The sequence below is a fragment of the Halorubrum sp. Ea1 genome, from assembly GCF_002252965.1.
Taxonomy (GTDB): Archaea; Halobacteriota; Halobacteria; order Halobacteriales; family Haloferacaceae; genus Halorubrum.
The window spans coordinates 1-21445 of record NZ_NHPG01000047.1; the positions used below are offsets into that span (position 1 = coordinate 1).

Sequence of the window (21445 nt, forward strand, 5' to 3'; positions counted from 1 at the left end):
TGTCGTCGTCAGCTCGGCCTGTGTTGCTGCGTTCGACGTCTCTCTCGTTTCTAACTGTACCGTTTCAATATCACTTTGAACAGAATTCAGATCACTGCCGGTCGCATTCTCGATATTCTCGAGATTCTCATCAAGCCGCACTGCTACCCCGTCGATCTCCGTTGCGAGACGTGCAAGCTCACGGGCGAGCTGCCGTGCACGCTGGGTATCCCCCTCGGCGACAGCCTCCTCGTACTCCGCATAAGTACTATCAAACTCTTCACGCAGCTCGATGAGCTCAGCCGTGTCATTTTGCACGGTGGCGAAAGATTGGGCCGAATCTTCCTGCCCCGTCTCGCCAGCGACCGTCACATACTGGCTGAGAACCTCGTCGTACTCATCACCAACGAGTGATCGTGCTTGGTCGTACTCTGCGGCACTAATATTCTGTGTACTTCCCCCGAGGAGCGTTCCTAATCGCCCTGATAAGTGAGATGCAAGTTGCTCGGTGTCGCCATCTTCAGCGACAGTCTCCGGATCCTCGTGTGGAGTCGTTGTATTCTCTCCCGTGAGGTTACCACCGGCGACCGTACTCGTGACACTAATGTCCTGTGCCGAGACAGACGGTTCGACAGCGCCCGCACTACCAGTCATGAGGCCGACCGCAAGCACCAGCACCATTACAAGCGTGAGAATAGATGATGGGTGCGGAAGGCGTGACACATGCGTCGTACGGCTGTCGGGACGTAAATACGTGTTGTCAGCTGTCGCGACAGTCTCGACGTGCCATCTGCGGACGCAGAAACCACCCTACAACTAGCTGAAGGAAAGGTTCAATTTGCTTGGTGGCTACCGGGTTAGTGATGCAGGGTACCCGGCTGTTCTGGGCGACGACAGCGGTCGGTGTCGTTTTTGCTCTGCTTGCGGTCGGTGCTACCCAACCTGTTGCGCTAGTTGGTGTCGTCGGCATCGGTGCGTGGTTGCTTGCGACCGCTTGGGTCGCTGTACACTCGTTTCACGAGACCACCACGCACCTGGATATCGAGTATACGCTCGATCCTGCGACAACACACGTCGACACACCGACGACGGCGACGCTGCGTGTACATCGACCAGCACAGACTGCTGTGGGCACCGTACAGATCGAACCCACCTTTCCTGCCGGAGTTACCCGCACAACCGACGCCACAACAATCACGCTCGATCCCGGCCAGACTGACGCAACACTGACGATCCCACTGCATGCCACTGTCGCCGGTGAATTTTCGTTGCCGGCCCCGACGGTCACGCTCGGTGACTCGCTTGGCCTCTACACAGAGCACCTCCCAGCAGGCCCACAGCCACAACTCACAGTGCTCCCACAGACGTCAACGGTCCACGTTGGCAAAGGCGGGCAATCGTACGGGAACGCGTTTGGTGACCACGCTACTGACCAGCCGGGCCCCGGGATTACCACTCGTGACCTCCGCCAGTATGTGCCCGGGGAAGCGGCGATGAATATCGACTGGAAATCGACGGCACGGCTGGGGGAACCATATGTACGAGAGACGGAGGGCGAAACGGATCGACACACTGCGCTGCTCGTTGACCATCGCGCCCATACCGATGCCAGCAGCACCGCGGAGACGCCACTTGAGTACATTCGTGAGGCAGCCCTTGGGATGACCGCCAGTGCCGCCGAGCACACCGATCCGCTGAGTCTCTGGACGGTTGGCGATGACGGCCTCACAGAGACCATCGCGGCCGGAAGCACCCCGACAACGTACACACGAGTCCGCTCGACGCTGCTCGGGCTGACCCCGACCACGACGTCGACGACACACCGATCAGCGCCCGGCCACCGTGTTCAGACGGTTGTCGACAGGGTGGCAGCTGATACCCCGGCCAAAGCGACGCTACAGCCGTATGCGACAGCATCAGCCACGGCTGTTGACGCGGTGCGTGATGACGCGTTCGTCGACGCCGTTCACCGGGCACGAACACGGTTCGGCGCAGGGGTGTGGCTCGTACTGGTGACGACCGACGCTGACCCCGTACGGCTGCGTGAAAGCGTTCAAATAGCGACCCAGGATGGTGGATCCGTACTCGTGTTGATTGTGCCAACTGTGTTCTTTCAGCAACCAGAGCTCGAGACAATTGACGACACGTACGACGCCTACACCGCGTTTGAGGACCTACGGCGCGATCTTGATTCTCATCCTCGCGTGACAGCACTCGAGGTGGCACCAGGCGACCAGTTGCGGACGCTGCTCGCAGATAATCGATCCGATGGTCAGCGCTCGGGGGGCCGTTCATGATTGCTGATGACCACCCGCAGCCGCCGCAGACGACAACCCAACAGGATTGGAGCGGCCGCCTCCGACGCCCGGTTCGGCTGGTCGGACTGGCGCTCGTCGTAGCAGCACTCGCGCTGCTTGCTGGGTGGACTGGCCTCCTCATCGGGCTCGGTGTTGTTGGGATCGGAGTAGTAGCCCCAGCGCCCGTCGCCTTCGGGGTTGGCGGTGCTAGCCTGCTTGTTGGCTCAGCTGGTGACCCGTTCGTCTACGCGCTGGGCACGGTCGGCCTCATGGCGGTGCTTGTCGACCCCGCAGTGGGGGCTCCAACCGGCCGCCGCGTGCTGGCAGCGACCGCTGGTGGTGGTATTGTGATCGCTACCGTCACATATGGACTGCTCACTGTCTGGTCGCTCCCAGCCGTGACGGTCGTCGTGTCGGGAACCGTTGTACTCATGATGTATGCCCTTCACCGCTACGAACGCGTGATGCTTGGCCTCGTGTCGGACTCTCCAAACCAATGAGCGCACCATCTACAGACCAGTCGCCGCCGACACAGACGACCACAGCCGCCGGTGACTCGGATGCGGACTCTCGCGAGGAACTCACGGTGCAGCTTGAGCTTCTCCGTGAGCGAAACCGCCAACTACGCGAGGAGTATCTCCGCTCGCAACAGCAGACCTACCGTCGCTCAGCGATTGGCCTTGTCGTTGTTGGCCTGTTCGGTATCGCTGCTGGGGTGGTGTTTCCTGATGCACGGACCGTCCTGCTTGCGCTCGGCGGAACTGGTGTGTTCGGTGGGATCCTTACGTACGCGCTTACGCCAGAACGATTCATCGCCGCAACCGTGAGCGGGAGCGTGTTCGACGCGCTCGCTGCGGATCGTGACGCGATGCGAGATGAACTGGGGTTGGCGGGCACTCCAATCTATATCCCAGCCGACTCCCCACGGCTGTACGTGTCGACTGCCGATCTCCCAGAGCCGGCCGATCAGCCGCTTCCGTCCACAGATGAACTCACCAATCTATTCGTGACCGACCCAGATGATAATCCGGGTATTGCGTTAACACCGACTGGTGGGCCACTCCTCGAGGAGTTTCGGCGATCGCTGACGACGCCGCTGGCGACGACACCATCATCGCTTGTCGATCAACTCACAGAGGGACTCGTCGAGAATTTTGAGCTTGCTGATGGAATTGACACAAGCGTCGATGCCGCCGGTGGCCGCGTGACCGTTGAGTTCACCGGACTTGCGTACGGCCGCATTGACCGGATCGACCATCCGGTGTCGTCGCTGCTCGCTACTGGTCTTGCTGTCGGGCTTGACACACCGGTGCGGACGACGGTTGACGACACAAGCCCGCCGGTGGTCACGTATCGGTGGGACCCATCAGCGACGTCAACACAGTCCGACACCGCATCGCCAGAGGCCGCCACAGCCGAAAACTAGTCCGCCTGCGAGACAGCCTGTGCGAGCTCGGCGTCACTTCCCGGTGGATTAACCTGTTCAAAGATTGTATCGAGAATTTCGGCGACAGACGTATCCGAGAGTTCGGCGTCCGTCGTCCGAATGAGCCGGTGTCGTAATACCGGGCGGCCAAGCGCTTTCACGTCGTCGGGGATCACGTACTCACGGCCGTGAATCGCTGCCCGGCCTTTGGCCGTCGATAAGAAGCCGAGAGTGGCACGCGGTGACGCCCCATGCTGAATCTCTGGTGTATTGCGGGTTGCCGCCACAATCTCGAGAATATATTCTTTGACGGGATCTGCGACGTGGACCGCGTTGACCGCGGTTTGCGCGGCTGCGAGTGTCTCTGTGTCCACCACTGGCTCGACACTTTCAGCTGCAAATGCCGGATCGCGGTCGTAGCGATCGAGTAGTTCGCGCTCGTCATCATGGTCGGGCAGCTCAACGACGTATTTGAGTTGGAACCGGTCTCGCTGGGCCTCTGGAAGCTCAAACACGCCCTCCATCTCGATTGGGTTCTGTGTAGCGACGACCATGAACGGGTCTGGCAGCGCTAATGTTTCGTCATCAATTGTCACCGTGCCTTCCTGCATCGCCTCGAGCAGGGCGCTCTGTGTCTTTGGGGTAGCCCGATTGATCTCGTCTGCCACTGCGAGATTTGCAAACACTGGCCCCTGTTTGAGTTCAAACTCGCCGGTGTTTTGCCGGTAGACGTTGGTTCCCATCACGTCTGCCGGCACCATATCTGGTGTCATCTGGATCCGGCTGTACGTCAACCCGAGCGTCGTCGCGAACGTGTTGGCGATGGTCGTCTTGGCAACTCCGGGGACACCCTCAAGGAGCACGTGGCCCCCCGTCAACAACGAGATAGTCAATCCCTCTAAGACATCTTCGTTGCCGACAACAACCTTCCCAGCCTCACTTCGAATCGACTCATACAGCGCGGCCGGACTACTCATTATCAGTAGGTGCTGGCTCCTCCGCTATAATGTCTGCTACAATTCGCTGTAAGCGATCATCGTCCCAGTCCGGATACTCCGCACGCAAATATGCAAGGAGCTCGGCCTCTGTGGGAGTCGGTTGTTGAGTTTCGTGTGTCGAACTGGTGTCCGTCTCAGCATTTCGGACTGGCACAGCTGCAGCCAGTCGGTCCCGCCCTCGTTTGAGACCGGCCGGCCGGGCTACGACGCCCCAACCGAGCGCAACGCCGATCGCACCGACCAGCGCCTGTAGTAGTGGTGTCTCTCGGAGTACCAGTAGCGCGACTGAGACTGGTGGCTGACTACCGCTTCGCGAGTAATCAAAGATGATTCGCTCATGTGCCTGTGCGAGTGCGGTGACGAATGCTGTGTTCCCCTCCCGGTCGAGCATGGCGTTAATGAAGATACTCGGATCGCTCACCGCAATGACTTGCCCATCACCTACCGATTCAACGGTCACAACCGGATAGCGTGCCAATTCCTCGTCACCACTAAGATCCTCGGACCGATCGATGTCACGATACGCAAACGCCGAGGTTCGAACAAGTGTTTCAGCGTCGTTCGGAACCACTGCGGTTCCGTAGTTCAGCGTCACATCGCTCACTCCTGTCGTGTACGGGTGGTTAGATACTGGTTGGGCAATCGGCAGTGCCGGTGATCGATAGTAGTTGCGCTCATCACGGAGCAACGTGCCATCGAACCGCGCCGTTGCACCCACATTTTCTAGGAGAGTATTCCCGTGCGGGGGATCGTCTGTGGTCGGTCCGAAGTTATCGGCGACGAGCAGTGTCCCGCCGTCTTCAACGAATTGGCGCATCGAGGCTGCATCTCCAGTGTCGTACGGGGTCGTTGGCGCAAGCACGACGGCCAGCGTCTGATCCGGCTGGTCCGTGGTGTACGCCTCTCCATCAAGTGAGATGGTCGTCTCGCTGTGTGACGCCGCAGTATCACGGAGGTTTGCGGTCCCGTCCCACGCCGGATTGTACGCTCCAAAGGCTGCGCCTGATGTGCTCGCGGCGATTACGACCGCACACAGCAGGGTGGCGGTAAGTGCATATAGGAGAAGACGGGGGAGCGGTGGCCGCCGCATTAGATTAATCCCGGTGGCAAGATGGCTAATATGCGTCGGATCACGATCACGCCGAAGCCGAGTAGTCCAAGCCCAATAATTGGCAGCAAGCGACGTCGCCACCGCGGCGTTATATTAAACGGTGCCGTGAGTTCAACAACGACAAGAAAGCCGATCAGCGACAGCACAAACACGAGTTCGAGGGAGAGCGAGCCAAGCACTGCAAGCAACATAATCGCTCCCAGCATCCACGCGAGCTGCGCGTAAATGAACCGCTGCCGTCGCCGGGTACTCATTCAGTTCAGTAGTTGGTGTGAAGGGTAATATCCTCTGGCATCCCGACTGCTTAGCTGAATTGAGCGCCCACTGCCGTTCACCGAACGAGCTGAGTCGCTGACGTTACCCGCGTCACCCGCCATGCGCCGGTGATGCCACCAAGCAGTGCAAAGCCGAACGCGACACCAGCACCGGCGAGGTACGCGTACTGTGGCACCTGTACGAGCCCCTCAAACCCGGTAACGGTGAGCGCGATCTGGTCAAGCAACATCGCTAATAGTGGTGTCGCACCGACCCCAAGCAGATACCCGATCGTGGCGATTGTCAGGGCTTGGACGACTGCCACGCCTACAACACTTCGTCTGGTCGCTCCAACAGCCCGTAGGACCGCCAACGGCTGCCGTTGCACGTAAATAAGCGATAACAACAGGTTCAACGAGAGGATACCGCCGGCAACGATCCCGAGAACGACGAGACTCGCCCCCGCTGCAAGCACGACGGCTTGGCGTTCGAGCAGTGAGACAAGCTGTTCTTGATTCGTGCGGAACGTGTACTCCGGGTGTTGTGCGGCAAGGTCATCCCGCACCGCTTCTCGATCGGCACCGGTCGTTGTTCGGATCGTGATCAGCGTCGCACTATCATCATAGGCGTTGCCAGTAAGCGTTTGTAGCTCGCTCAACCGGGTGGTTACGGTCCCGGTGCCGAGGAAGTTCTCGAAGGTTGGGGAAGTTCCAACCACCTCAAACTCATTTTCGCGGGCGTTTGCGACTGTCCCGCCAAGATAGATGGTATCTCCCACTTCAAGATCGTACTCGGCAGCCATCGACGGTGAGATGACCGCTTGGTGGGTCATATTCCCCTCGTATGTCCCGTTAGCGTAGTGGGTGTCTGGACCGGTGAACCCCTCCCCGTTCTCGATAGCAACTGAGGGGCCGCCACCTGGCACTCCACTTCCCATTGTTGTGGTGAATTCTTCCCCGTCGGTACTCACATATACCACCTGAAATGCCATTGGGACGGCTGCGTCGACGTCTTCGTGCGCGCTAATATTCTCTGCCAGCGGGTGAGCATTCGGAATCGGGTTTTGGAAGCCGCCGACCGATCCGGGCGCAATCTCGATCGGCCCACCAGTCACCCACAAATCCTGGCCCGACTGATCAAACATCTCGTTGCCAGTGGCAACCACGCCGGCCCCAACCCCCGTGAGCAGGGTAACTGATAACACAGCGAGTGCAACGCCGATCACCGCAAGCACGGTCCGCATCCGATCCGAGCGAAGTTGGCGGAGTGCAATCCACACCACGCCGGCGGCCGCTCGAAGCCGGCTCATCGGGTGAGCTCCTCCAATGTGTTCGTACGGCTCGTTAGATACAACGGGTACGGGGCCGCACACACACCCACAGCGACAGCGGCGACGAGTGCATACCCGATCAACACCGGCGTGATGGTGGCTAACGAGGGGATACCAATCGCTGAGGCCACGCCAGCGTTGACACCCACGATTGCGAGCGCACCGAGTCCCGCACCGAGGATACCGCCGAGGACAGCCACCGTCACCGTCTCTGAGACCACGACCAAGGCTCTGGTGCGACCGGAGAACCCAACGGCACTGAGCACCGCCAGCTCACGGCGTCCGGCTGTCAGTTCAAGCCCCATCATCGTGGCGACGAACGCCACCCCGATGCCACCCGCCACGAGCGTGGCCGCAAGTGCCATTGCGATCGGGAGATTCGTTGGCGTTGCGTCAACCCCACTGATTCCTGCCCGGGACACAACATCGGTTTGCGGGTAGATTTCCGCGAGATCTGACTCAACGGCCGGATCGGTCGTACTCACGAGAATCTGATCAGCCTGATCGGCGCGGTCAAGCCCCGTGAGCGACTGTAACTCTGCGAGTGGCATTGCAATTGCTGGCACTTCACCAAAGCCAGCAGCCATCTCACGGTCGTTAATCTCGGTGACGGTCAAGGACCGATCGCCGTTGCTGACGGTGACCGTCTCGCCCTGTGTGAGCGCTAATCGCTCAGCGACACTCGGTGCCGCCACGAATTGGCCTGACCACTCGCCGTCGTATGTGCCGTCAGCGTAATGACTGTACGCGGTATCTAACGAGCTGATCTCCATGTCTGCGACCCGCCGCTGCTCCTCAGTTGGAATCACACCGACCGCAATAACATATTCCTGCTCGCCGGTCGCTGGGTTCCGCAACTGGAGCGGCTGTAACACTACGGGAGATGCATAGTCGATGCGGTCATCACGCCTGAGTTCGGCGGTCACCTCGTGAACTTGGCTGAGGCGGGCCCCTTCTGCTTCAAGCGGTACGCTGCCAGAGCCGCCTTCGTCCGGTACGATCCAATAATCGATATCCTCGCTTTCAACAGTCGTACTGTTTGCCAAACCCAGAGAGATTCCAGTGACAACAACTAATAGCGCAACCGCGACAGCAACCCCGAGAATACAGACGGTCATGCGACCCGGCGCAGCGCCGCGGAGCCGGCCCACCACCCGGCGTACTCCAAGCCCGATCACTCCTATGAGTTGGCTTAACCGTGACATTACTGACGCACTCCATCCAGCAGGTTAATGACTCGATCTGCCCGCTCAAGCGTGTACTCGTCGTGGGAAGCCACGACGACTGCACGGTCGTCGCTGATATCGGTAAGCAGATCGAGTACTTGCTCGCCGGTGTCCCGATCTAATTCGCCAGTAGGCTCATCCGCAATAACTACCGCTGGGTCAGCTGCCAGCGCCCGCGCGATGGCGACACGTTGCTGTTCACCGCCACTCAGCGCACCCGGTCGGTGGCTCTCACGGTCGGCGAGTCCAACCGCCGCGAGCAACTCGCTCGCTCGTTTGCGGCGCTTTCGCCGTTTGGCACCGGCTTGGACAAGTGGGAGCGCCACATTCTCACGAGCGGTCAACGCTGGCAGCAGGTGAAACCGTTGAAACACCATCCCAATATTATCGCGACGAAACCGCGTCTGCTTGCGCCCTCCAAGCGATGCAATATCCGTTCCCCGGATTGTAATAGCGCCAGCAGTTGGGGTATCGAGCCCTGCAAGCAAGTGTAACAGCGTGGATTTCCCGCTGCCGCTGGGTCCCGCAATCCCGACTACCTCGCCAGCGCTGACAGACAGCGACACGGCATCGAGTGCCGTTACCGTGGGCCCGCCGGCACCCACAATTCCACCACCGTCCGCATATTGTCGCGTGACTTCAGAACATACAACTGCAGGAGATATCTCGGAGGGCGGCGTCATTAATGTGGAATAAACAATAACCCAATAAAAACCCGTCCGTCGGAGTGCGTTACCGCGATACGTCCGCTGGTGTCACGGTCACTCCTGTTGTGATTGATACAGCCCGACGCCAACAGCGATTACAACGGCGAGCACGAGCAGGAGCACGAGAATCCCGACCGGAGGTCCATCTCCGTCACCTCCATCGGTGCCGTCACCGGCTGTGCCGTCACTGTCGCCGGTTCCATCGCTGTCCCCACCCGTGCCATCGGTCCCGTCATCGCTACCTCCATCCGTGTCGTCGGTCCCGTCATCGACCGCGGTTGTCGTGAACGCGAATGTGGAGAAGCCAGGGACGGTGGCCGTGAATTCGTCACCACCCTCATGGGTAGTCTCGAAGGATTCCCATTCGCCGCTCGTCTCGTTGTAACGGTTCAGTTGGACACTCTCGGGTGAGCGGTCAAGCTCATCGAGTCGCTCTTGGTCGACAGTGAACTCCCACTCGACACTGTTGTAGTCGTCGTCAGTAAGATTGCCTGCATCAATATCGACATACGAGATCGGCTCGCCAGCACTTGGTTCCGGCACGTTTGCTGGCGGCTGGTCGCTCGCGTCCACCTCAAGATTGAATTCACTACGGTTTTGGGCGAAGTCCACCGTGAAGTTCCGAACTGTTGCACCGTTGCTCGTCACATTACTGCCGACACCGATCCGAGTCGGCGTGTTTGCCGGGATATTCTGTACAGACACGGATGCGCCGCGCTCACGCGGGATGACTGTTACGTTCGGTTGGCCGTCAGTTGGCGGTGTGACGTCTCCAACGTCACCATCACCGTCATCATCGCTATCGTCGTCATCATCGTCGTCATTACTACCGCCACCAGTGCTGGTACGCTCTCGAATTGTGATGGTGTCCGTTGCAGTGGCGACTCCTTGCACGGTCCCATTTTCTGCCACGTGAACAATCCGATAGGTGCCTTCAGACCAGTTGCCGTACGTCTGGACCGTCAGGTCCGTATCTGCATTAGCATTCGGTTTCACTACGCCAGACGCGTCTAACTCTGTGGAGCCGATAGTCTCGCGATTGATGTCTACGTCCGTCTCGGTCGATAGCTGATCGACGATATCAGCGAGTGCGACGGTGCCCGTCACAGTTCGCTGTGAGACACTCGTTCCAAAGATAGTCCCAGAGTCAGTCATCTCACCAACACCATTAACGCGTGCAATCGAGTGTTCGAGGACAATATCTTCGGTAGTCAGGCTACTGCTAATATCCTCATCAAGTCGAATATTCGTTTCCTCATCGAGAAACGCTTCTTCATCGTACACGATGACCGAGTGGTTGATATCGCTTCCCGCCAGCTCTGTACTCGGGTTCAGGTTAATATCATCACCAGGCTCAACCCGTTCCGGAGCGCCAATCTTTGACGCGCTATCCTGAACCATCACAGTCTCTACCCCCACGAGTGTTGCTTCTCCGGGAAGCGTGAGCAAGCCATCTTTTGTGCTAAATCCATCGCCACTCCGTGGCAGCGCCACCATCACCGCGTACGGGCCGGCTGTATCAGGCACAAGATCGTACTTGAGTTCACCGGACGAATTAAGTTCGTAGTCTTCGACAGTGAACGTCACATCTCGTTCGTCTGCCTCAGTTCGAAGTTGAGCCAGATCCCCATCAAGCGCTGGTGAGATAACTTCATTCAACTGATCAGCACTTGCGACATCAGCCGTGTTTTTGTTCTCGTCGAAAGATGCGACGATAACTTGAGCATCACGGTTTGCAAACTCTGATGTGTCAGCATTAGTAACATCTTCAAATTCAATTGGAACAGTTTCCCCTTTGTCAAAGATTGCTGTCTCAGGCCGATTTGCGCGCGTTTCAAAAGATTCCCCACTTCGGTTATCTTGGAAATAGAGGTCGTGATTTTCTATGACTGTCCCAGCACTGTCCGCTAATGTATCTGCACGGAGTGGTTTGAACGACCGCTCCCAGACAATAAGGTCATCAGACACATTAGTGAACTGGTCATCACCCTCTTCGTTGAAATTAGCCTCAACAGTGTTCCCAGACAGTGCCGGGTTGTCAGCTGGTACAGCAGCGGCAGACCCGACGATTGTTAGTGGCCATCCGATCATCAATAATACAACAAGTATGGCTATTGGTCGCGTGCGCATTATCTGGTGATAGATGCCGCTCGGATTAAAACTTGTCATGAATACGACGAAGATCGAAAGATGTGCTTAACATGCTCCTAATGTGTTAGAGGCGTTCTAATCTCACAGACTCGCACACTATCCACATTACTACCCTCTCGCATCTGTTCTCTGCCAGATCAGAAACTACTGTCTCAGTGATACATAGATACTGATTGAGATCTGTGTGAGTGGTCGAGCGTTGTGGATCCGAACACCAGTATTAATATATGTTTTAGCAGAAATCACACACCATGCCCACCTCTAGACCCCGCTTCAGACGGTCTCTCCTCCTTTGTTTTCTCGCCGTAACGATTCTCCTTGCCGGTGCGGCCATGACCGGGAGTGCAGACTCACATGTCACGCTCACCGTGGACGACTCGACACCGGTACCGGCTGAAACGATCGAGTTCGAAGGCGAAAACTATGAAATCGACGCGACCACGGTCCGGGATCCGGGCCACGAATTCACCGCCGAGGTTACACTTCCCGACGAGGAGTTCACTACTGTTGACTTCCTCCTGTATAATTCTGACCAGCAGATTGAAGCTTCAAAAGGAGTCAACCGCCCTAGCACATCGGAAACAGCAACTTTCGAGACGGAGTCGTACGCGCCCGGCACATACATGCTGAATATTGAGCTTGAGGGCGCAACTGAACAAATGCAGCCCGTTGTTATCGCCGGCTATGACCTTACTATCGATTATCCCGAAGACCTACCTCGTGACGAGAATGTGGACATCACTGCAGAGGTAACACCAACCGAGCTCTCGGCAGCCCCAGCAGGCGTTGAGGTTGTCGTCTGGAATGAGTCACACTCCCAGACATTCGAGATGGACCACAGTAATGACGAGACGTACACAACCAGCATCGAGCTCGATCAATTCGAGACTGGCGAGTATACGGTCAATGTCGCAGCCCTCGGGGACGAGACATTCCGTGGACAGCAAGAAGTGCTTGCGCTTGAGAGCTCCTCGCTTACCATCCAAGAGACAACCAGTAGTGACGGTACGGATAACTCTGACTCAGGCGGTAATGACGGCACAGGTTCGGATGATTCAACGGATGGTGGAACAGGCGGTACGGATGACTCAACGAATGATGGGTCGTCCAGCAATGACGGATCTTCCGAAACGAATGACACGGCGAGTGATGATGATATGTCCTCAGACTCGGATACGTTATCGAGCGACGATGACTCCTCGTCGGAGACAGACAACACGACTGATGGCACCGATGGAGCGGCGACGAACGGATCAGATGGATCTGGGACGTCGGATACAGGTAATTCAGACGATAACGTGATTGAGCCGAACGAGAACTCTTCCAGTGAAAACACCGACGACCAAGTCTCACTGTTTGCCGTTCAAGGCGTTTTCTTACTCGTTATCGTGGTTGTCAGCGTCCGTCGTCTCAGACACTAGGGTGGAGTTTCTGAGTTATTATTGAGGTGCCCCTGTTCCATTGTCCCTGTCGTACTACCAGTAGGCTGTATATACCTTTGAGATATTCCGATAGACACAACGAGTGTGATCGTGGAGCATTGGAATAGATCGGCCGCTCGACTAATCTTGGCGTCCGCTGGAGTGTCTACTCGAGTTGCTGTCGACGGACGAAAAACGCTGGTGCTCACGCCACTTCCCCTGCGGCGGCTAGCCTAATGACACTCACCCGACTTGTCGCCATCTGCGTTTTGAGTGCAGCGATCGCTTCGCTGAGTGTGCTGTGGGCCCTATTTGGCGCCATGTGGGTTCGCGATGAGACCTCAATTATTCTTGAGGCCAATTACTTTGGTGAGTTCCTTCCAGAGTTAGCCCTTCTCACGCTGGCGATGGTGTTTCTGCCGGTGTTACTGTACGAACTCGATCAACTCGTCAGTAGTTGATGAGGTATTTCGGTCGGGCCGACGCAACAGGTGTGAATGCGTCGGGTGGGGCCGTTCATTCAGGAGACAGCGATGAGTGATCGGCTGCCTCCGACTGAACCGGTACGGAGCCAGTCGCTGCACGAACTGCCGTCATCTGTGGCTCACTCAGCAGGGTGTTTGTATCTGACCGTGTGGCCCACTGCGCGTCACTGTGCTCATCGCTGAGAGTTGGGCCCTTCTGTGAGGCGTAACATCGAAAGTGGACGGCGGCAGAGGGCGACACCAGAGAGGTTGAGATCGAGAATATTGGTGAACAGGGCGATGGCATCGCAAAAATCGACCGTGGCTACGTCGTGATCGTCCCGGAAACAACTGTTGGTGAGCGTGTCACCGTTGAGCTTGAGACGGTCCGGGACAACGTTGCGTTTGCTGACGTCGTTGAACGCGATCCGTAACTCACGGGTCGGCGGCACCACAAGACAATTTGGGTGGCGGCGTCACGCGGTCATGGAGGTACTGACACGCAAGCAAAATCTGTATGTAAAACTATATCACTACACAGATATTTAGCTACAATCTCGTGAGTTCCGGCACCTGTTTCGCGCGTGACTGTCCGGAGCAGTATCGTGACGTCATCAATATTGTGGAAGCTGAGGAAACGACGATTGTGGATGCTGTTTTGACCGGCAAGCTTGAGCAAGATGATCTCGACACGTTCCTCGAATACGTGGCTGTCGCTGATCGTGAGATTGAGCCCAGCCTTATCCATCTCGTTGAAATTGTGGACACACTCCTTGAGAAACGCGACAGTTGAGCTGCTGCTTGGTTGATCTCCTCTGAGCGTATCGGGCCCTCCACCTTTGCTGCGTAATGCTAAATCATCTCGGGTGTAGTTGGCGGTACTGCACAGGTGGTGGCGGTAAGCTAGTCACCCGTTCCCGGTGATGCCGACTACTTAGACAGCCGTATTCGAGACGGACTCGTTATACTGGTCGGTGAGAACTCCTAAGGATGATGCGGAGTCTGGTCCTATCGTTAATATTTGATGTATTAGAGATCGTTATGCAAGCCATGGTCTGTTCGTTTCGCGAGTGTACCTGCGGCAGTTCGTTTTCTTCGTCCTCATGACTCTCCGCGCTGTAGGCTCCGCCTCCGTGACTCCGTCCGTCCCGATCGAGTGGCTTGCACGATTCCGAGACAAACGAGTCCCGCTGCTAGAATCGGGGGGAGCATCCCAGAGCCCGGTGTCGTCGAATTACTCATCAGAATGGTCACGGTAACAGTGATTCCACAGATGGCATACGCCAGACCGTGGATGCGATCCCGTCGATTGCCCTGAACTTTCGCAAACAACCAGCTGCCAGCTAAACACAAGCCAGCCACCAGCAACGTGTGGACCCAGTAGCCGGCCTCAACGACACTCCTCGTTGCCCCCATCGAACCACCGGTGACGCCACTCCAATACAGATCGTGTATCGGGATCGTCACGATGAGTCCGATATTCAATCCGATCACGAGTGTAACACCGACATAAATCGATCGCCGACTCAGTCGCTCTGGGGTACTCCGTGCTGTACTCGCAAACAGGAACCAACCAAGTGCTGTTACCGACGCCCCAATAAGCGACAACACCAAAAAATACGTCTGGACAATCGCCTCTTGGGCAACTAGTTGGCATACACCAGCGACAGTCCAAATAAGGACACCGACCGAGAGCATTCCGAATGCGATTCCATTATCACTCCTACGATGTGTGATCGCGGTCCGGATACCTGGACCCGCGGCAACACCGGCCGCCGCAACACCGACGAGTATACCAAATACGCTGACTGCGGAGGGCTCCACACTACCTAGTTTTATTGTGGTTTTTTATGTCTATCTATTTGACTGATACGTCATATCGGCTATGAGCTCATCAATCGCGACGACGCCGATAGCGTCACCACGAGTGCGTAGCGGGAGAAATATGCAATACTGCTAGACAGACTCCCAGAGTAGTCGGGGTAGTCGCTTATACACAAACCAGCGGACTTCGATCCGAGCGGTGTCGACTGCGTCGGAAGACGTGGTTGAGCCAAGCGGATCTATTCGAGAGTACAGCGGCAGTGTCGATGGGTCGGACACGCGTCGTCGCTCGACGCCTTCGCTGCCGCTGATACTACCGGTTACGCTATTGGGGAGTCTACATTCGTGCTTGGGGTGCACCTGTACAAGTGGCTATCTAGCGTCTTAACCAACAAGTCGATGCCTTTGCTCGCTAGTGTTGGTTAAGAGTCAGCCGGATACGACCACGTAATGACGAGCGCGCACTTACAACGGCCAACACGAGCAGCAGCGCACCGACACCGCCCATGACAACTGACTGGGCTGTCAGGCCGTGCCGGAGGAGACTCCCAACCAGTGTTCCACCACCAATCATCAGAACGAGACTCCCGAGGACGACGAGGCCACGCGTCACTGATTGTGAGAGCCGGGTGGTGACCCATGGCGCGACAGTGAGTTGGCCGCCGAGTGCGAGCCCCCAGTATCGGCGCGCCCCGTTCCAACGCCGAGATACAGCCCTTGCACCCCGCCAACGCCTGAGTGTACACTTCCAACGCCAACTAACTCGATACCGCAGATGGGCGCCAAGAGGCCAGCGCTCCGAACGAGCGTGTCAAGCGAGCGGACTGCTGTGAGTGGCCCTGGTTCGGTTGTCGTCGTGGTGCGTTCGTGAGTTCGGTATGCCCAGTAATCGCCGAGAGTCACCGTGAGGAAGAACACGCCAAGTGCAAGCGCCGCCACCGTGTACGAGTCTGTGGGATTGACGACATCGAGCGTCTGGTGGAACCAGAAGATGTTCGTGAACTGAGTGCCTATTTTCGATCGTCCTGCCGTGGCTGAGGAAGTTCCGCGGCCTGTCCAAACAGGGCTTGGAACAGGCCGCTCACACCTTCGGTATCGTTCGATCACTCACTCTCGCCGGGGGATCTATCGAGACAGCGGTTGAGTGTCTTTTTCTCGGGTCTTTTTGCAGTTCTACATAAGAGCGACAGTTGTTAACCAACATCAGGCTCGGTAGTGTGTCTATGTTGGTTAATTCTCCCGATCGCTCTTTGATCGTTGTCCACGTTACAGAGGTTTCGTACACTGTCTAAGGAGCGAAGAGTGGCGACGTTGGTCGCTGACGACGATTAGTTCGGTGCGGAGGTGACGTACACGCCCGCTGGCGACGCGTACGTCGCCGCTGAAACGACGGGACCGGACGTAGTGTTCGGCGGCGAGCCGAGCGGCGCGTGGTTCTGTCCCGAACAGACGCGGTGCCCGGACAGCGCGCTCGCAGCCTGTACGCTGGCCGCGCTAGCTGGCGCAAAAGGGTCGCTGGCCGCTATGGTCGACGAGCTTCCGACGTACCATATCCGCCGGGATTCGGTGTAGATGAACGCGAAATCGACGATCATCAAGTGCGTCGCTGAGGTCGCGGCAGAGGTGTATGCTGAATGTTGATGCCCAACGAGATCCGAGTGAAGACGGACGCAGGCTGGTTCTTCGTGCGCGCGTCTCGGTGGCGACCGCACCAGTGGCCCGGCTTCGCTCACGCGATGAGAGTGACACCGACGAGCTGTTCGAGACGGCTCGCGAACTCATCGATCGGTCCGTCGCCGACCACAGCCGATAAACCCCGGCCCCCCGTCGACCCATCCCATGTACGGAGTCGTGCTCGCGGCTGGCCGCGGGACCCGGATGCGGCCCTTGACAGATCGTCGCCCGAAACCGCTTCTCCCAGTCGGCGATCGGTCGCTACTCGAACGAGTGTTCGACACCGCAGCCGACGTCGTCGACGAGTTTGTCGTTGTGACCGGCTACCGCGACGAGGCGATCCGCGAGACGATCGGCAAATCGTACCGGGACCAACCGGTTCACTATGTCAAACAGGAAAAGGCACTTGGGACGGCCCACGCCGTGGCACAGGTCGAACCCGTCGTCGACGACGACTTCTTGCTGCTCAACGGCGACGTGGTCGTGGACGCGTCGCTCCCGCGAGCGCTCGCTGAGGCCGAGGGGATGGCGGTCGCAGCGACAGAAGTTCCAGACCCCCGGGCGTACGGCGTGCTCTCGACGGCCGACGACGGGTCGCTCGCGGGAATCGTCGAGAAGCCCGACGACCCACCGACGAATCTCGCGAACGTCGGCTGTTACGCGTTCGAGCCTGCGGTTTTCGAGTACATCGACAGAACGCCTGAGAGCGAGCGAGGCGAGTACGAGATCACAACGACGATTGAGCTCCTGCTCGACGACAACTACCGAATCGACGTGGCCCCCTACGAGGGCACGTGGCTCGACGTCGGTCGCCCGTGGGAGCTGCTCGAAGCCAACGAACTCGCGCTTGCAGAGTTAGAGGAATCGGACGAAGCCGTCGCCGGTACCGTCGAAGAAGACGTTCATCTGTACGGGCCGGTCGTTGTCGAGGCGGGGGCCAGACTGCAGTCTGGCACATACGTTGAAGGGCCAGCAGTCATCCGTGAGGGGGCGGAGGTCGGCCCAAACGCATACATCCGCGGGTCGACGGTTGTCGGCCCGGATGTTCACGTCGGCCATTCGGTTGAGGTGAAAAATTCGGTGCTGATGGCCGACGCATCGGTCGGTCACCTCTCGTACGTCGGCGACTCGGTGCTCGGACGTGGCGTGAACGTCGGCGCGGGCACGAACGTCGCGAACCTCCGGCATGACGACGCGACCGTCCGGATGACCGTCAAGGGCGACCGCGTCGACACCGGCCGGCGGAAGCTCGGCGTGATCGTTGGCGACGGCGCGAAGACTGGGATTAACACGTCGCTGAATGCTGGCCTCCGGATCGGCGCGGGTGAAACGACAGACCCCGGCGAGGTTCTGACGCGCGATCGGCTCTCTGACTGATATTCTCTCGCGGGGACAGTGCGGGTATTCACCTCGACAGGACGACTGTATCTGGATGAGTGGTTCAGAATCGCTCATCATCAGAGCGATGTCCTTTACAGTGTAGGAGAGTGACGCAGTTGACATGAGCGACGCACCAGTCACGGCGGTGATTCTCGCCGCCGGCGAGGGACATCGTTTAGAACCGCTGACAAATCGGCGGCCCAAACCGATGATCCCTGTGGCAAACCGACCACTCCTCGAGTATGTTGTTGAGGCGGTCGCCGAGGCAGGCCTCGATCACATTACACTCGTTGTCGGATACCACCAAGAGCGTATCCGGAACCACTTCGGTGACGGCGACGAGTGGGACGTGACGATCGAGTACGTCGAGCAATCGACCCAGCTCGGAACCGGCCACGCTGTGCTCCAAGCCGAACCAGTGGTTGACGGGCCATTTGTCGTGCTCAACGGCGATCGAGTTGTCGATGCGGCACTCGTCGAGCGTGTTGCCGATGCCACACGTGAAGGCATCTCTCCCACGATGGCAATCACGACAGTTGAAACACCGCGTGACTACGGTGTGGTGGCGTTCGATGGGGAGCGCGTGACTGAAATCGTCGAAAAACCTGAAGGGCCGGTTGAGACGAATCAAATCAACGCTGGCGTCTACGGCTTTTCACCTGCAATCTTCGATGCGATCCGGAACACAAACACACACGGCGAGTTAGCGCTGACAGCGACGCTTAATGAGCTCGCCGATGAGACCGATGGCGTCAACGGGATCACATACACCGGTCGGTGGCTCGATGTCTCGAACCTCTGGGACCTACTGACGGTCAATGCCGGTCTGATCGACACCGAAGCAACAACATCGAACGAGAGTCACGTCGAAAGCGCGTCAGTGAGTATTGCTGATGACGTCGTGCTGGCAGACGGCGTTCACATGGGGCCGACAGTGACAATTGGAGGGAACACCGCTGTTGGCCGGAACGTGACGATCGGATCGAATGCGGTCCTCGAGAACGCGATTGTCTTCCCCGATGCGGTGATCGGGGCTGGCGCAGTGGTGCGCGATGCCGTTGTCGCCAACAACGCACGGATTGGACCGAACGTGACGATTGAGGGAACACCGTCGACAATAGTCGTCGAGGACACCGTGCATCACAACATCGAGTTGGGTGGGGTGGTCGGAGACAATACCACCATCGGCCCTGGTGCGATACTCACAACGGGCGCTGTTGTTGGCGACGATGTCGAGACTGATGCGGGCGTGACGATCGACAGTCGCGTTGCAGCGGGAGCAGCGGTACGGAGGGGGTAATCATGTGTGGCATTATTGGGTACGTGCAAGCAAGTGGTGGGCAGACGCCGACAGTTGCGAGCGACGGCGGTGTAACGCACGATACTGGTGAGATCATCCACGAGGGGCTTCGGAATCTCGAGTATCGTGGGTACGACTCTGCAGGAGTGGCGCTTGTGGGCGCATCGAGTGGGCTCACCGTGGCGAAGCAGTCAGGTGCAGTCGATGGGTTGGAGATTCCTGACGTGGCGGATGCGACGCACGGCGTTGGTCACACACGCTGGAGCACACATGGCCCGCCGACGGACGCGAACGCTCACCCACACACTGATTGTGTGGGTGATGTCGCGGTCGTCCATAATGGGATTGTTGAGAATTATGAGACGCTCAAAGCGGAGCTGGCAGATCACGAGTTCACGAGCGACACGGATACTGAAGTCATTCCGCATCTGATCGAGGAGGAGCTCGCAGCCGACCCCGATGCCGATCTGCTGGCTGCAGTCCGGCGCGTCGAGGATCGACTAGAGGGGAGCTACGCAATCTGTGCCGTTCGTGAGGACGACAATCAGATCATTGTTGCGCGACGCGGGAGTCCGCTCGTGTTGGGCCGCGGTGAGAACGCGTCGTTCGTTGCGAGCGACGTGACCGCATTTCTTGAACACACGCGCGACGTAACTTATCTGGAAGATGGTGACGTGGCGGCGCTGTCGGAGGACGGTGTCGAAATTTTCGCAAGTGGTGAACGGGTTGAGCGCGATATTGAAACGGTGACGTGGGACGCTGACGCCGCAGAAAAGGGCGGCTACGAACACTACATGCGCAAAGAGATTCACGAGCAGCCTGAAGCGCTCCGGCAGACCATCACCGGCCGGTTAGATGTTGACGCCGGGGACGTCGATCTTGATGTCTCGTTCCCACCAGGCTTCCTTGCAGATGTCGAAGAAATCCGGGTTGTTGCATGCGGGACCTCCTACTATGCCGGTCGGTATGCCGCGCAGCTGTTTGAGGAGCTTGCCGGTGTGCGCGCGACCGTCGAAATTGCCAGTGAGTACGATTTCGGTGCCGGTCGCACCCCAGATCGGACGCTCGTGGTTGCGGTCACGCAAAGCGGCGAGACGGCCGACACGCTTGGTGCGGTGCGGCGTGCGAATGAGGCGGGCGCGCGGACGTTCGCCGTGACGAACACCTTGGGGAGTACAGTGACGCGGGAAGTTGATGGGACCGCGTTCATCCGGGCTGGCCCGGAAATTGGCGTGGCGGCAACGAAGACGTTCGCTTCGCAGGTAGCGACGCTTGCGATGCTTGCGGTTAGTATCGGGCGGGATCGTGGTGCGCTCGCAGCCGCCGACGCGCGTGCCGTCTTGGAGAACCTACAGGGATTGCCGGGGGCGGTGCAACAGGTGCTTGATGAGGAACCACAGGTCCGGGAAGCAGCCCAAGCGTACCAAGACAGCGAGGCGTTCTTTTTCGTTGGGCGAGCGCTTGGCGTCCCTGTCGCCTTAGAGGGTGCGTTGAAGCTCAAGGAAATCTCCTACGACCACGCAGAGGGGTTCGCTGCAGGTGAGTTGAAGCATGGACCGTTGGCGCTGGTGACGCCGGAGACACCCGTGCTAGCGGTGTTAACGGAGGGGTCGCGGGCCAACGAAACGATGAACAACGTCACCGAAGCGCAGACGCGTGGCGCGCCCGCGCTAGGGTGTGTCTCTGCTGATGCGGAGTACGACACACTTGATGTCGACTTTCCCGTGCCTGATGTGGGTATCGTTGAGCCGCTGGTCGCCAACGTGTACTTGCAGTTGTTCGCGTACCACGTCGCTAACGAGAAAGGCCGGCCAATCGATAAGCCACGGAATCTAGCGAAGAGTGTAACAGTGGAGTAACCCAACTCTGGGTCTCATTTGGAAGACTCGACCGGCTCTCACT

General features: G+C 58.2%; 18 protein-coding genes and 3 pseudogenes. 12 read left to right on the top strand and 9 right to left on the bottom strand.

Annotated features, from left to right (window positions below; all coding sequences use genetic code 11):
- Positions 1–702: pseudogene (locus DJ73_RS19685) on the bottom strand (hypothetical protein); the annotation flags it as partial.
- Between the two features lie 140 nt (positions 703–842).
- Between DJ73_RS19685 and DJ73_RS06135 the strand changes: the two are divergent.
- The 3 genes from DJ73_RS06135 to DJ73_RS06145 are packed head-to-tail and all read left to right on the top strand — an operon-like array spanning position 843 to position 3702.
- On the top strand, positions 843–2276 hold the full coding sequence (locus DJ73_RS06135; RefSeq protein WP_094557531.1) for a DUF58 domain-containing protein: 1434 nt from the start codon (positions 843–845) through the stop codon (positions 2274–2276).
- Complete coding sequence (locus DJ73_RS06140) at positions 2273–2776, top strand: hypothetical protein (RefSeq protein ID WP_094557532.1); 504 nt, start codon at positions 2273–2275, stop codon at positions 2774–2776. Before DJ73_RS06135 ends, DJ73_RS06140 begins: the two co-directional genes overlap by 4 nt.
- Complete coding sequence (locus DJ73_RS06145; RefSeq protein ID WP_094557533.1) at positions 2773–3702, top strand: hypothetical protein; 930 nt, start codon at positions 2773–2775, stop codon at positions 3700–3702. The genes DJ73_RS06140 and DJ73_RS06145 overlap by 4 nt, the downstream gene beginning before the upstream one ends.
- Here DJ73_RS06145 and DJ73_RS06150 read toward each other — a convergent pair.
- The 7 genes from DJ73_RS06150 to DJ73_RS06180 all read right to left on the bottom strand — a co-directional run bounded on the left by DJ73_RS06150 (position 3699) and on the right by DJ73_RS06180 (position 11459).
- Positions 3699–4679 carry a MoxR family ATPase gene (locus tag DJ73_RS06150; RefSeq protein ID WP_094557534.1) on the bottom strand — a complete coding sequence of 327 codons (981 nt, stop codon included), beginning with the start codon at positions 4677–4679 and terminating at the stop codon, positions 3699–3701. The genes DJ73_RS06145 and DJ73_RS06150 overlap by 4 nt on opposite strands.
- The gene (locus tag DJ73_RS06155) at positions 4672–5790 is read right to left on the bottom strand and encodes a DUF4350 domain-containing protein (protein ID WP_094557535.1); all 1119 of its coding nucleotides are present in this window, start codon (positions 5788–5790) and stop codon (positions 4672–4674) included. Before DJ73_RS06155 ends, DJ73_RS06150 begins: the two co-directional genes overlap by 8 nt.
- A complete protein-coding gene (locus tag DJ73_RS06160; protein WP_094557536.1) occupies positions 5790–6065 on the bottom strand; it encodes a hypothetical protein in 276 nt (91 codons plus the stop codon). Before DJ73_RS06160 ends, DJ73_RS06155 begins: the two co-directional genes overlap by 1 nt.
- A gap of 77 nt (positions 6066–6142) precedes the next feature.
- The gene (locus DJ73_RS06165; protein WP_254921605.1) at positions 6143–7375 is read right to left on the bottom strand and encodes an ABC transporter permease; all 1233 of its coding nucleotides are present in this window, start codon (positions 7373–7375) and stop codon (positions 6143–6145) included.
- Complete coding sequence (locus DJ73_RS06170; protein ID WP_254921606.1) at positions 7372–8601, bottom strand: FtsX-like permease family protein; 1230 nt, start codon at positions 8599–8601, stop codon at positions 7372–7374. The genes DJ73_RS06165 and DJ73_RS06170 overlap by 4 nt, the downstream gene beginning before the upstream one ends.
- The gene (locus DJ73_RS06175; RefSeq protein ID WP_094557537.1) at positions 8601–9305 is read right to left on the bottom strand and encodes an ABC transporter ATP-binding protein; all 705 of its coding nucleotides are present in this window, start codon (positions 9303–9305) and stop codon (positions 8601–8603) included. Before DJ73_RS06175 ends, DJ73_RS06170 begins: the two co-directional genes overlap by 1 nt.
- Before the next feature lie 78 nt (positions 9306–9383).
- Positions 9384–11459, bottom strand: coding sequence for a PGF-pre-PGF domain-containing protein (locus tag DJ73_RS06180; RefSeq protein ID WP_176451084.1), 2076 nt, complete (start codon positions 11457–11459; stop codon positions 9384–9386).
- Positions 11460–11731: 272 nt separating this feature from the next.
- Here DJ73_RS06180 and DJ73_RS06185 point away from each other — a divergent pair, with 272 nt between their 5' ends.
- The 4 genes and pseudogenes from DJ73_RS06185 (at position 11732) to DJ73_RS06195 (ending at position 14158) form a co-directional block, all read left to right on the top strand.
- Complete coding sequence (locus DJ73_RS06185) at positions 11732–12901, top strand: hypothetical protein (RefSeq protein WP_141212915.1); 1170 nt, start codon at positions 11732–11734, stop codon at positions 12899–12901.
- 236 nt (positions 12902–13137) lie between these two features.
- Positions 13138–13362 (top strand): hypothetical protein, encoded by a 225-nt coding sequence (locus DJ73_RS19690; protein ID WP_141212916.1) that lies wholly within the window; start codon positions 13138–13140, stop codon positions 13360–13362.
- Positions 13363–13616: 254 nt separating this feature from the next.
- Positions 13617–13799: pseudogene (locus DJ73_RS06190) on the top strand (TRAM domain-containing protein); the annotation flags it as partial.
- Positions 13800–13924: 125 nt separating this feature from the next.
- Complete coding sequence (locus tag DJ73_RS06195) at positions 13925–14158, top strand: hypothetical protein (protein ID WP_094557541.1); 234 nt, start codon at positions 13925–13927, stop codon at positions 14156–14158.
- A gap of 308 nt (positions 14159–14466) precedes the next feature.
- Here DJ73_RS06195 and DJ73_RS06200 read toward each other — a convergent pair whose 3' ends face one another.
- Complete coding sequence (locus DJ73_RS06200; protein WP_094557542.1) at positions 14467–15189, bottom strand: histidine kinase N-terminal 7TM domain-containing protein; 723 nt, start codon at positions 15187–15189, stop codon at positions 14467–14469.
- Positions 15190–16193: 1004 nt separating this feature from the next.
- Here DJ73_RS06200 and DJ73_RS06210 point away from each other — a divergent pair.
- The 5 genes and pseudogenes from DJ73_RS06210 to glmS all read left to right on the top strand — a co-directional run.
- Positions 16194–16370: pseudogene (locus DJ73_RS06210) on the top strand (IS1595 family transposase); the annotation flags it as partial.
- Between the two features lie 163 nt (positions 16371–16533).
- Positions 16534–16761, top strand: a complete 228-nt coding sequence (locus tag DJ73_RS20895) for a hypothetical protein (protein WP_254921607.1) — start codon at positions 16534–16536, stop codon at positions 16759–16761.
- A 267-nt stretch (positions 16762–17028) separates the two neighbouring features.
- Positions 17029–18240: a bifunctional sugar-1-phosphate nucleotidylyltransferase/acetyltransferase gene (gene glmU, locus DJ73_RS06220; protein WP_094557543.1), complete on the top strand. Its 1212-nt coding sequence runs from the start codon at positions 17029–17031 to the stop codon at positions 18238–18240.
- A 124-nt stretch (positions 18241–18364) separates the two neighbouring features.
- A complete protein-coding gene (locus DJ73_RS06225; protein ID WP_094557544.1) occupies positions 18365–19543 on the top strand; it encodes a sugar phosphate nucleotidyltransferase in 1179 nt (392 codons plus the stop codon).
- A 2-nt stretch (positions 19544–19545) separates the two neighbouring features.
- Positions 19546–21402: a glutamine--fructose-6-phosphate transaminase (isomerizing) gene (gene glmS / locus DJ73_RS06230; RefSeq protein ID WP_094557545.1), complete on the top strand. Its 1857-nt coding sequence runs from the start codon at positions 19546–19548 to the stop codon at positions 21400–21402.
- Positions 21403–21445: the final 43 nt, after the last annotated feature.